Source organism: Kineosporia corallincola (genome assembly GCF_018499875.1).
In the GTDB taxonomy this organism is placed as follows: Bacteria; Actinomycetota; Actinomycetes; order Actinomycetales; family Kineosporiaceae; genus Kineosporia; species Kineosporia corallincola.
Genome location: NZ_JAHBAY010000003.1, coordinates 490,527 through 502,584, shown reverse-complemented (window position 1 = coordinate 502,584; position 12,058 = coordinate 490,527). Strand labels below are relative to the sequence as shown.

10 protein-coding genes are annotated in these 12,058 nt (G+C 72.5%); 7 read left to right on the top strand and 3 right to left on the bottom strand.

Annotated elements, in window-relative coordinates:
* Nucleotides 1-289 precede the first annotated feature (289 nt).
* Entirely contained in the window at nt 290-1,081 is a 792-nt protein-coding gene (locus tag KIH74_RS09565) for a DeoR/GlpR family DNA-binding transcription regulator (protein WP_214155451.1), read from the bottom strand.
* 121 nt (nt 1,082-1,202) lie between these two features.
* On the opposite strand from KIH74_RS09565, the gene KIH74_RS09560 reads away from it, so the two are divergent.
* Genes KIH74_RS09560 through KIH74_RS09540 form a run of 5 tightly spaced genes read left to right on the top strand, consistent with a single transcriptional unit; the run spans nt 1,203 to nt 6,068 of the window.
* A complete protein-coding gene (locus KIH74_RS09560) occupies nt 1,203-2,081 on the top strand; it encodes an SIS domain-containing protein (protein WP_214155450.1) in 879 nt (292 codons plus the stop codon).
* Nucleotides 2,082-2,109: 28 nt separating this feature from the next.
* The gene (locus KIH74_RS09555; RefSeq protein WP_214155449.1) at nt 2,110-3,099 is read left to right on the top strand and encodes an ROK family protein; all 990 of its coding nucleotides are present in this window, start codon (nt 2,110-2,112) and stop codon (nt 3,097-3,099) included.
* Nucleotides 3,096-4,241: an N-acetylglucosamine-6-phosphate deacetylase gene (locus KIH74_RS09550; protein WP_214155448.1), complete on the top strand. Its 1,146-nt coding sequence runs from the start codon at nt 3,096-3,098 to the stop codon at nt 4,239-4,241. The genes KIH74_RS09555 and KIH74_RS09550 overlap by 4 nt, the downstream gene beginning before the upstream one ends.
* Nucleotides 4,229-5,221, top strand: a complete 993-nt coding sequence (locus tag KIH74_RS09545; RefSeq protein WP_214155447.1) for a 1-phosphofructokinase family hexose kinase — start codon at nt 4,229-4,231, stop codon at nt 5,219-5,221. The genes KIH74_RS09550 and KIH74_RS09545 overlap by 13 nt, the downstream gene beginning before the upstream one ends.
* 31 nt (nt 5,222-5,252) lie before the next feature.
* Nucleotides 5,253-6,068, top strand: a complete 816-nt coding sequence (locus KIH74_RS09540; RefSeq protein ID WP_214155446.1) for a class II fructose-bisphosphate aldolase — start codon at nt 5,253-5,255, stop codon at nt 6,066-6,068.
* A gap of 11 nt (nt 6,069-6,079) precedes the next feature.
* On the opposite strand, the gene treZ is transcribed toward KIH74_RS09540, so the two are convergent.
* A complete protein-coding gene (gene treZ / locus KIH74_RS09535; protein ID WP_214155445.1) occupies nt 6,080-7,870 on the bottom strand; it encodes a malto-oligosyltrehalose trehalohydrolase in 1,791 nt (596 codons plus the stop codon).
* A 62-nt stretch (nt 7,871-7,932) separates the two neighbouring features.
* Here treZ and KIH74_RS09530 point away from each other — a divergent pair, with 62 nt between their 5' ends.
* Nucleotides 7,933-8,697, top strand: coding sequence for an SDR family NAD(P)-dependent oxidoreductase (locus tag KIH74_RS09530; protein WP_214155444.1), 765 nt, complete (start codon nt 7,933-7,935; stop codon nt 8,695-8,697).
* Between the two features lie 14 nt (nt 8,698-8,711).
* On the top strand, nt 8,712-9,605 hold the full coding sequence (locus KIH74_RS09525; RefSeq protein ID WP_214155443.1) for a PPK2 family polyphosphate kinase: 894 nt from the start codon (nt 8,712-8,714) through the stop codon (nt 9,603-9,605).
* Nucleotides 9,606-9,642: 37 nt separating this feature from the next.
* Here the strand turns inward: KIH74_RS09525 and treY are convergent, their stop codons facing one another.
* Nucleotides 9,643-12,051 (bottom strand): malto-oligosyltrehalose synthase, encoded by a 2,409-nt coding sequence (gene treY, locus KIH74_RS09520; RefSeq protein WP_308113677.1) that lies wholly within the window; start codon nt 12,049-12,051, stop codon nt 9,643-9,645.
* Nucleotides 12,052-12,058 lie beyond the last annotated feature (7 nt).

Sequence of the window (12,058 nt, the reverse complement as noted above, 5' to 3'; positions counted from 1 at the left end):
GCACGGGGCCCGGGGCGCGGGGCGCTGGGTGCGGGCACGGGGCGTGGGGCATGCGTGAGGCGTGGGGCGCTGGGCGTGGGGCGCTGGGCGTGGGGCGCTGGGCGTGGGGCGTGGGCGCGGCTGGGCAGGACGGCGGGGTGGGTCTGAGCTCGGGGGGATGTGCCGGCGTTTGACACCACCCAGGCGCCCAGGGTGGTGTCACAACGCAGAAGCGCCGCCGCTCCGCGCCGGGGCCCGGGAACGACGCAGAGGGGGTGGTCGGCCGGAAATCAGCCGGTCGCCGTGGGTTTCAGGCGGTGGCCACCACGATGTTCACGCCGGCGGATTCCAGGTCGGCGGTGAGGTCGGGGGAGGGGGGCAGGTCGGTGACCAGGGTGTCGACCTGTTCCAGGGGGCAGATACGGGCGAAGGTGGTGCGGCCCAGCTTGGTCGAGTCGGCGGCGAGCACCACCCGGCGGGCCACGGCGGCGATCTGGCGGCTGGCCTCGGCCTCGCCCTCGTGAATGGTGGTGGCGCCGAAGCGGCCGGTCAGGCCGTCGACGCCGAGGACGGCCAGGTCGAGGCTGAACTCCCGCAGCGACGCCGCGACCAGGGGGCCCACCAGCTCGTACGACTGTGCCCGCGGCACCCCACCGGTGACCACGATCTTCACGTGTTCCCGCACGCTCAGCTCGTAGGCGATGTTCAGGGCGTTCGTGACGATCGTGATGCCCGGCGTGCTGCCCCGGGCCAGCAGGCGTTCGCTCGACCCGAGCACCCGGGCCACCTCGCTGGTCGTGGTGCCGCCGTTCAGGCCCACCGAGTCGCCCGGTGACACCAGCGCCGCCACGGCCTTCGCGATCGCCGCCTTACCGTCGGCCTGGCGCACCAGTTTGTACTGCAACGGCAGCTCGTAGCCCGAGCCTAGGGCCGAGGCCCCGCCGTGGGTCCGGGTGACGAGCCGTTGCTGCGCCAGCAGATTCAGGTCGCGGCGCACGGTGGCGGCGGACACGTCGAGCGCGTCGGCGACGTCCGCGATCGAGACGTTGCCGCGTTCGGTGACGAACTCAAGAACCTTGTTGAGCCGCTGCTGGGCCGTCATCTCTCTCCATCCGGGCGGTCGCACATGCTCTCACAGGCGAGGGGTTGACTCGCTCTGCTCAATTCTGATCGTATTGCGCAAGAACGATCAGAACTAGTCGTCACACCATCTGGAAGAGGGCATGACCACCTTCGTCGACGCCGAGATCGCCTCGCAGCCCGAAGTATGGAAGCTGGCGGGCGAACTCGTCCATACGGTCAGCAACGACCTGCCGCGGCGCGGCGAGCGGGTGGCGGTCGTCGGCTGCGGCACCAGCTGGTTCATCGCCGCCAGCTACGCGGTGCTGCGCGAGGCCGCGGGCGACGGGGTCACCGACGCCTTCGCCGGCTCCGAGTACCCGGCCGGCCGCGAGTACGACCGGGTGGTGGCGATCTCCCGGTCCGGCACCACCACCGAGATCATCGAGCTGCTGCGGGAACTCGCCACGCCGAGCACCCTGATCACCGCGGTGCCCGACGCTCCCGCCGCGCGGCATGCCGACGCCACCGTCGGCATGCCGTTCGCCGACGAGCAGTCCGTGGTGCAGACCCGCTTCGCCACCAGCGCCCTCACCCTGCTGCGCTGCTCGCTGGGCAACGCCCCGGTGCTGGACGACCTGGTGCGCGACGGCCGCGTGGCCCTGGAGATTCCGGTGGACGACCTGCTCGGTGCCGACCAGGTGACGTTCCTCGGGCGCGGCTGGACCATTGGTCTGGCCAGCGAGGCTGGTCTGAAAACTCGTGAGGCGGCGCAGTTCTGGGCCGAGTCGTACCCGGCCATGGACTACCGGCACGGCCCGATCGCGATCGCTCAGCCGGGGCGGCTGGTGTGGTCGTTCGGCCCGGTGCCGGAGGGGCTGACCGACGACGTGGCAGCGACCGGCGCCACCTTCGTGCACCACGACCTCGACCCGCAGGCCGCTCTGGTGGTGGCTCAGCGGTTCGCGATCGGCCTGGCCCAGGCGCGCGGTCTGGACCCGGACAACCCGCGTTCGCTGACCCGCTCGGTCATTCTCTCCTGAGAGTGGAACGATCGGGAGCATGAATGGCATGAACGGCACAGCCAGAGCCATCGGCATCGATGTCGGCGGCACCTCGGTCAAGGGTGTTCTGCTGGGGCAGGACGGGTCGGTGCTGGCCGTGCACCGGCTGCCCACCCCGAGCCCGGACCCCACCGGCAAGGGTGTGGCCGACACGGTGGCCCAGGTGCGCGACGCCCTGACCACCGGGATCAGCGACGCGGGTCTTCCGGTCGGGGTCGCGGTGCCCGGCGTGGTCGACGAGGAGAGCGGCCTGGCCGTGCTCTCGGTCAACCTGGGCTGGCGGGACGTGCCGATGCGCGACCTGCTGTCCGAACGGCTCGGCGTGCCGGTGGCGCTGTCGCACGACGTGCGGGCCGGTGGCGTGGCCGAGGCCCGCACCGGTGCTGCCGCGGGGGCCGGGGGCGTGGTGGCGTTCGTGCCGATCGGGACCGGGATCGCCGCGGCCGTTCTGGTCGGCGGACGCCCGATCGTGGCCGGAGGCTGGGCCGGTGAGATCGGCCAGCTGCTGATCACCCACGGCGACTTCGCCGGCCGGCGGCTGGAGGAGGTGGCCTCGGCCCGGGCGACCGCCCTGCGCGCCGGGGTCGCCAGCGCCCGCGAGGTGGCGTCCGCCGCCGCACGCGGAAGCGCTGTGTCGCAACAGGTCTGGAACGAGACCGTGACCGCTCTGGCCGATGCCCTGGCAGCGCTGTCGGCCACCGTGGGGCCCACGGTCGTGGTGATCGGTGGCGGCCTGGCGCTGGCCGGGCGGCAGCTGATGAACCCCCTGGACGAGGAACTGCGCAGGCGGCTGCCGGGGCTGCGGATTCCCCGGCTGGTGGCGGCCGCGCACGGTGACGCCGCCGCGGCCGTCGGCGCCGCTCTGCTCGGTCTCGAGCAGGGCCAGAACCTCGAGCAGGGCCAGAACCTCGAGCAGGGCCAGAGCCTCGAGCAGGGCCGGAGCAGGGCAGGACAGAGCGGTTCGGGACAGCTGAGCGATCTGGAGCAGGGCGCATGAGCGGGGTTGCGGAAGGACGCCTGGACGGGCTGATCGGGATCCGTCGCCTGGTCGGGGCGGACGGGCAGGAGGGCCCGGCCTGGCTGCGCGTCGAGAACGGTGCGGTGGTGGAGCGGGGGGACGGTGAGCCGGTGGTGGCGCCGTCCCAAATTCTTGGTGTGGTGGTGCCCGGCGCGATCGACACCCATGTGCACGGCGCCGTGGGCATCGACCTGGCCACGCCCGGGGTGGATCCGCAGCCCGCCCTCGACCATCATCATCGGGCCGGCAGCACCACGCTGATCGCCTCCCTGGCCACCGGTGAGATCGACGACACCCGTTCCCGGGTGCGGGAACTCGCGCCGCTGGTGCGGGAGGGGCGACTGGCCGGGCTGCACCTGGAAGGGCCCTGGCTGGCGCCCGCCCGGCGCGGTGCGCACAATCCGCGTCTGCTGCGGGAGCCCTCCCGCGCGGACGTGGCCGATCTGCTGGCGGCCGGCGACGGCGCGGTGCGGATGGTCACCATCGCCCCGGAGCTGCCCGGCGCCTTCGAGGCGATCGACGAGCTGGTCTCCAGCGGCGTGGTGGTCGCTGTCGGTCACACCGACGCCGATGCCGAAACAGTCAGCAAGGCCATTGATTCCGGTGCCCGGGTGGTGACCCATCTGTTCAACGGGATGCCCCCGATGCACCACCGGCGGGCCGGCACGGTCGGGGTGTCGCTCAGCGACGACCGGGTCACCGTGGAGCTGATCGCCGACGGCGAGCATGTCGGCGACGTGGTGCTCGACGTGGCCAGGCGGGCGGCGGGCGGCCGGATGGTGCTGGTCTCCGACGCGATGTCGGCCACCGGTCTGGGCGACGGCTCGTACGACCTGGCCGGGTCGGAGGTGGTGGTGTCCAACGGCGTGGCCACGCTGGTGGAGGGAAACTCGCTGGCCGGCAGCACCACTGAGCTGATGACGGCAGCCTGTCGCCTGATCGCCCGGGACATTCCGCTGCCCGAGGTGGTGGCCGTGTCGAGCGCGACCGCCGCCGGCGTGTTCGGCCTGCGGGGGCACGGGCTGCGGCCCGGTGAGCCCGCTGACCTGGTGGAACTGGATCTCGCCCCCGGGTCCGCGGCGGTGTCCCGGGTGGCCAGGAGAGGTGTATGGCTCGGCTGATCGTCGTCACCCCGAATCCGGCGGTGGACGTGACCTATCACGTTCCGCCGTTCGATGCTGGTGACAGCGTGAGGGTTTCCGGGGTGTCGCGGCGTCCCGGCGGCAAGGGACTCAACGTGGTGCGCGTGCTGCGCGCACTCGGCGAACCGTCGGTCGCCGTGCTGCCGCTGGGTGGTTCGCCGGGGCGGTGGATCTCGTCAATGATGGACGACGAGGAGCTGCCGTGCGAGGTCGTCGCCGTGACCGGGGAGACCCGCAGCACGGTGGCGGTGGTCGAACCGGCCGGTCATCCCACGCTTTTCAACGAACCCGGCCCTGAGCTCTCGGCGGCCGAGGGAGAGGCCCTGATCGCCGCGACGGTGAGGCACTGCGAGCCCGGCGGTGTCGTGGTGGTGGCGGGCTCGCTGCCGCCCGGGATCGGTCCCGGGTGGATCGTGCGCCTGGTGGTGGCGGTCCAGGAGGCCGGTGCCCAGGTGCTGGCCGACACCTCCGGCTCGGCCCTGCTGGCCGCGGCCCGGGCAGGTGCCGACCTGCTGAAACCCAATGCGGCGGAGGCGATCGAGGCGGCGGGCTGGGAGGCGCCGGCGGCCCTGGGGCATCCGACGGGTCGCGAAAATTCGGCGGGCCGGGAGGATTCGGCCGGCGAGGGCACCCGGCTCCGCGACGCCGTCGCGCTGCTTCAGCGTCTCGGGGCCCGCGATGTCGTCGTCTCCCGTGGGGCGGACGGGCTGATCGCCTTCGGCCCGGACGGCAGCGTGGTGGAACAGGCTGCCGTGCGGGGAGTTACCGGCAATCCGACCGGGGCCGGTGACGCGGCCACCGCCGGGCTGGCGCTGGCCCGGGTCCGGGGTGAGCCGACGGCCGTCGGCCTGCGCCGGGCCGCGGCACTGGGCGCGGCGGCGGTGCTCCGGCCGACGGCCGGAGAGGTCGACCCGGGCCAGGTCCGGGTGTTCGAGGAACGGCTGAGGTCCGGCCAGTAGGACGAGTCAGGGAACGACCGAGGGATCAGGGATGAGCGCAGTGCTGGAACAGGCCCGCGAGAACGGCCACGGAGTCGGGGCCTTCAACGTGATCCTGCTGGAACACGCCGAGGCCGTCGTCGCCGGGGCGGAGGCGGCCGGGTTGCCGGTGATCCTCCAGATCAGCGAGAACTGTGTGCGTTACCACGGCGCCCTGGAACCGATCCTGGCCGGCACGCTGGCCATCGCCCGCGCGGCCAAGGTGCAGGCCGTGGTGCACCTGGACCATGCCGAGAACGAGGACCTGGTGCGGCAGGCCGTCGGCCTGGGCGTGCACAGCGTCATGTTCGACGCCTCCCACGACGAGTACGACGAGAACCTCCGCCGCACCGCCGCCATGGCCGAATACTGCCACGCCGCAGGGGTTCATCTGGAGGCTGAGCTCGGCGAGGTGGGTGGCAAGGACGGTGTGCACGCCCCCGGCGTGCGCACCGACCCGGCCGACGCCGCCCGTTTCGTGCGGGCCACCGGCGTGGACAGCCTGGCGGTGGCCGTGGGCAGCTCGCACGCGATGACCGAGCGCACCGCCGTGCTCGACCTGGACCTGATCGCCACCTTGGCGAAAACCGTTCCGGTGCCGCTGGTTCTGCACGGATCGTCCGGGGTGCCGGACGAGCAGCTGGCCGGGGCGGTGGCCGCCGGCCTGGTCAAGGTGAACATCTCCACACACCTGAACGGCCTGTTCACCCGGGCGATCCGGAGCAGGCTGGCAGACGACGAGCAGCTCGTGGACCCACGGAAGTACGTGGCTGCCGGTCGTCAGGCGGTGGCCGGCGAGGTGGAGAGGCTGCTACGCCTGCTGGCCTGACCGGGTTCTCCTCAGTCGCGCACCTGCAACACCGCGACCGAGTCCGGTGACACCAGCGCGGTCTCCTCGTCGTCGTCAAGCACCACCGAACCCCAGGTGAGCCGCGCCGCCGAACCCGCCGGGACCGGGACCCGCGCGGGCTCGGCGCCGATGTTCAGCACGGTGGTGAAGGAGCCGCGGCGCATGGCGATCCAGGCGTCGCCGTACTGCACCGAGACAGAGTCGAACGAGTCGTCGAGCAGGTCGGGCGAGGCGGACCGCAACGCGATCAGGTCGCGGTACCAGGTGAGCATGGCCGCGTGCGCCTCCTGCTCCGGCTCGGCCCAGTTCAGCACCGAGTCGTCACGGGTGGAGAGGGCCTGCGGGTCGGGCACCTCCTCGGGCGCCCAGCCGTGCGAGCCGAACTCCGCCCGGCGGCCCTTGCGCACCGCCTCGGCCAGTTCCGGGTTCTCGAAGGCGGTGAAGAACTGCCAGGGCGTGCGGGCGCCCCACTCCTCGCCCATGAACAGCATCGGGGTGTAGATGCTGGTCAGCATGAGGGCGGCCGAGGCGGCCAGCCGGCCGGGGGAGACCGTCGCGGACGGCCGGTCACCGGTGGCCCGGTTGCCCACCTGGTCGTGGTTCTGGGTGGCGATGATGAACTGGTGGCCCCGGTGCCGGTCCGGCGAAACCGGTGCGCCCCAGTGTTTCCCGCGGAACGTGGAATAGTCGCCGGCGTGCCGGAACGCTTCGGTGAGCACCCGGGCCAGCACCGACGAGGTGCCGAAATCGCAGTAGTAGCCCTGTGTCTCGCCGGTGATGAAGGCGTGGATCGAGTGGTGCACGTCGTCGTCCCACTGCCCGGTCATGCCGCGCCCGCCGTTCACCACCGGGTCGACCATGGAGGGGTCGTTCAGGTCGCTCTCCGCGACCAGGCCCAGCGGACGGCCGATCTGGGCCGACAGCGCCGCCACCCGGTCGGACAGCTCGGCCAGCAGGTGCCGCGGTGAGGCGTCGACCAGCGCGTGCACTGCGTCGAGCCGCAGGCAGTCGATGTGGAAGTCGCGGAACCAGCGCAGCGCGTTGTCGATGATCCAGGACCGCACGCCGTGCGAGCCGTCGTCGTCGAGGTTGACGGCGTCGCCCCAGGGCGTGGTGTGCGCGTCGGTGAAGTAGGGCCCGAACTCACGCAGGTAGTTGCCGTCCGGACCGAGGTGGTTGTATACCGCGTCGAGGCAGACCCCGAGGCCTTTGCCGTGCGCGGCGTCGACGAACCGGGCGAGCGCCTCCGGCCCGCCGTAGGCGTGGTGCACGGCGTAGAGGCCGACCCCGTCGTAGCCCCAGCCGCGTTCCCCGGAGAACTCCGCGACCGGCAGCAGCTCCACCATCTGCACGCCCAGCCGCACCAGGTGGTCGAGCCGGCCGATGGCGGCGTCGAGCGTGCCCTCCGGCGTGAACGTGCCGATGTGCAGCTCGTAGAACACCGCGCCCCGGCAGTCCAGGCCCTTCCAGCCGGCGTCGCCCCAGGCGTGTCGCGAGGCGTCGAACACCCGGCTGTGCCGGTGCACCCCCTCCGGCTGCCAGGCGCTGCGCGGGTCGGGGCGGGGGTCGCCGCCGTCCAGCGCGAAGGCGTAGTCGGTGCCGTGCCCGGCCTCCGGCACGGCCAGGTGCCACCAGCCGTCGGTGTCGGGTGTGGCCTCCTGACCCAGCGCCGGGTCGGCCACCCGGCGCATCGGCTCGCGCCGGTACCCGTCGGGGTCGGCGGCGGGCAGGTGCAGCATGACGCGGGAGGCGGCGGGCGCCCAGACGGTGAACTCGTGCACGGGGTCAGCCTGGCAGAATTTCGGTCCCTCCACCCGCCGGGGCGGACCGGTACCGTGACGGCATGCCCACCGCCCTGATCACCGGTCCCACCGCCGGCCTCGGCACCGCGTTCGCGCGGCGGCTCGCCAAGGACGGCTACCACCTCGTACTCGTGGCCCGCGACGCCGCACGGCTCGCCGCGCTGCGCGAAGAACTGGGAAACGACGCGGAGGTGATCGTCGCCGACCTCGGCGTGCCCGACCAGCGCCGGGCCGTGGTGGAGCGGGTCGCCGACGAGTCGCGCCCCGTCGACCTGCTCGTCAACAACGCGGGTATCGGGGGCCAGGGCGAGTTCTGGGCCACCGACTTCGCCCGGCTGCACCACCAGCTGGAGCTGAACGTCACCGCCGTCGTCGAGCTCACCCACGCCGCCCTGCCCGGCATGAAGCGGCGCGGCGCGGGCGGGGTGATCAACGTGGCCAGCGTGGCCGGGCTGACCCCCGGCCGGGGATCCACCTACACCGCCAGTAAGGCCTACGTGATCGCGCTCAGCGAGGGCCTGTCCAACGGGCTGCGCGGCACCGGCGTGCGGGTGCTGGCCCTGTGCCCCGGCTTCGTGCACACCGAGTTCCACGCCCGGGCCGGCATCGACATGACCTGGGCGCCGGAGGCGCTCTGGCTGAACGCGGAGTACGTGGTCGACCAGGGTCTGGCAGACCTGCACCGCGACGCCGTGGTCTCGATCCCGAGCCTGCGTTACAAGGCCCTGGTGACGGCGTCCCGGCTGATGCCGCGCCGGCTCACCCGCACGGTCGCCGCCGCGCTCGGCGGCCGTTCCCGCACCTGAGAGGCATGGCCACGATGGCGAAGAAGCGTACGGACGACGAGGAGCCCGCGAACCCCCGGCGCCTGGCCGAGATGCTGCGGGTGGGGCCGGGGTTCGACCTGGCGACCGTGGAAACCTCGGCCACACCGGGGTTCCTGGCCGGCCGGGCCGCCGGTGAGACGGCCCTGGCGGCCGGGGCCCAGACCCTGTTTGGGCTCCAGGAGCGGCTTTTCGCAGCGGGTTTCACCGGCGCCGGCAACGATCGGCTGCTGCTCGTGATCCAGGGCATGGACACCTCCGGCAAGGGCGGCATCGTGCGGCACGTGGTCGGCTCCGTCGACCCGCAGGGCGTGCGGCACACCGCGTTCAAGGCGCCCACCGCGCAGGAACTGGCCCACGACTTCCTCTGGCGGGTGCGGCCCCGGGTGCCCGGCCCGGGCCTGATCGGCGTGTTCGACCGGTCGCACTACGAGGACGTGCTGATCGTGCGCGTTCACGACCTGGTGCCCCGCGCCGAGTGGGAGCAGCGCTACGACGCGATCAACGCCTTCGAGGCCGAGCTGGCCGGGCAGGGCACCACCATGGTCAAGGTGATGCTGCACATCTCGCCGGCCGAGCAGCTGCGCCGGCTGGAGAAGCGGCTGTACCGCCCGGACAAGTACTGGAAATATGCCACGTCCGACCTGGACGAGCACGCGTTCTGGGACGGCTACCAGGAGGCATACCAGGCCGCCCTGACCCGCTGCTCCACGTCGTCCGCGCCCTGGTACGTGGTGCCCGCCGACAAGAAGTGGTACGCCCGCTGGGCCGTGCAGAGCCTGCTGATCGGTGCCCTCGCGCAGGTCGATCCGCAGTGGCCCGCAGCGGGTTTCGACGTGGACCGGGAACGGGCCCGGCTGGCGGCCCTGCTGGCCACCCGGACCCGCTGAGCTCCGGCCCCCTCGGCGGAGGGGGCCGGAGTCAGGATCAGCGACGGGTGAGCAGCGCCACCGGGTAGCGGTCCAGCAGGGTGGCCAGCTTCACCGGGCCGCCCTGCACGAACTCCCCGGTCAGGGCGTCCAGCCAGTTGCCCTCCGGCAGCACCACCACGGCCTCGCCCCAGCCGCCCTGTTCCTGGAGGGTGAGCGGCAGGCGGGTGGCCACGGTGATCACGCTGACCTCGTCACCGGCACCGCGCCCGAAGGCCACGGCGTGCTCCGACGAGGTGGGCACGGCGCCGTACCCACCACCGGTGAACCAGTCCGGGTGCCCCCGCCGCAGGTGCAACGCGGCCTGGGTGATCAGCAACTTCTCGCCGTCCAGAAGTTCGTGCGGCGCAAGGCTGCTCAGCGATCCGGACTCGACCGTGGTGAGCAGCCGCTCGCGGAGGGCGTAGTCCACGGGACGCCGGTTGTCCGGGTCGACCAACGACGCATCGACGATCTCCGTGCCCTGGTACACGTCGGGTACGCCGGGCATGGTGAGCTGCACGAGCTTCTGCCCGAGCACCGTCGCCCGCACCGCCGGGGCGATCCGGTCGCCGAACTCCCGCACCGAGCCGGTGATCCCGGCGTCGGCCAGCACGGCCCGGGCGAACGACTCGACCGCCTCGTCGAACGCCGTGTTCGGGCTGGTCCAGGTGGTGAGCTGCTTGGCCTCGCGGGTGGCCTTGGACAGGTAGGCGGTGAGCCGCTCGGCGTCGATGTCCGGCACCGCGAGAAGTGTCTGCCAGAGCAGGTACTCGGTGGACGCGTCGGGGGAGTGGTACTTCGCCGCCAGCTCGTGCCAGTGCCCGACCGCCGCGGCCCACTCCGCCGGCACCTCGCTGATCGGGGCCAGCCGGGCCCGGGCGTCCTCCGAGCGTTTGGTGTCGTGCGTCGAGAGCGTGGTCATGGTGAGCGGCCAGTCCCGGGCCAGCCGTCCGGCGAAGGCGTGGAACTCGTCGGCGGACACCCCGAAATGCCCCGGCTCGCCGCCCACCTCGTTCAGCGAGAGCAGCCGGTGGTAGCGGTAGAACGTGGTGTCCTCGATGCCCTTGGCCATCACCGGCCCGCAGGTCTGCTGGAACCGGGTGACCAGCTCGGCCCGCACCGGGTCGTCACCGGCCGCCACGCCGTCGAGCAGAAGGTCTTTCGCCAGGTCCAGCGCGGGCCGGAACTCCGGCGCGATCCGGTCGGCGGCCACCGCGTGAGCCCGCTCCAGGGTCTCGACGGCCTCGGCGGGGGCGGCTTCGCCCGGCACCACGTAGGCCCGGTAGCGGTCCATCGCCACCAGCAGCTCGACCACCGCCGAGTGCAGGCCGCGCCGGGTGAAGTCGGCGAAAGCCGGCTCGGCGTCGCGGATCCCGGCCAGCAGGTCGACCAGCCGGCGCACCTCGGTGTTCAGGCTGGTGTCGATGATCTGCCGCTTCGACGCCTCGACGATCTCCTCCAGCGTGCGCCGGTCGCCGGTGAAGCCGGTCAGCAGATCGGTCAGCGGGGCGGCGCCCGCCGGGTCGACGAACAGGCCGCCGATCCGGTTCAGCGCGTCGTAGCCGGTGGTGCCGGCACACGGCCAGTCGGTGGGCAGCGTCTCCTCGCCCTCCAGGATCTTCTCCACCACCACCCAGGTGCCGTCGGTGGCCGTGGCCAGGTCGCGCAGGTAGCCCCGGGGGTCGGCCAGGCCGTCCGGGTGGTCGATCCGAAGACCCTCCAGCGAGCCGTTCCTCACCAGCTCGGCGATCAGGGCGTGCGTGGCGTCGAACACCGCGCGGTCCTCCACCCGCACCGCGATCAGCGTGGTCACGTCGAAGAACCGGCGGTAGTTCAGCTCCTCGTCGGAGGTGCGCCAGAACGCCAGGCGGTACCACTGCCGGGCGAGAAGCTCCTCCAGCGGCAGGTTCTCGGTGCCGGGCCGGATCGGGAACTCGTGGTCGTAGTAGCGCAGAACGCCGTCGTCCACCGAGATCTCGCCGGCGGCGAGCACCTTCGGCAGCCGGTCACCGAGCACCGGCACGATGATCCGGCCGGGCTCCCAGTTCACGTCGAACCACGACGCGTACTCCGACTCCGGGCCGGAGCGCAGCAGCGACCAGTACTGCTCGTTGAGCCGGGCCGGGGTGGGGGTGGCCATGTGGTTGGGCACGACGTCGGCGATCGCGGCGATCCCGGCCGCCCGCAGCGCGGTGACCATGGCGTCGAAAGCCGGCCGGCCACCGGCGTCCTGGGACAGTTCGGCGTGGCTGACCACGTCGTACCCGTGCGCGGAGCCGGGCGTGGCCCGCAGGATCGGCGACAGGTAGGCGTGACTCACGCCGAGCCGGGCGAGGTAACCGGCGCGGGCGCCGGCGTCCTCGAACCCGAACGAGTCGCGAATCTGGAAACGGTAGGTCGAGATGGGTGAGTTCCCCGATGGCACCTGGTAT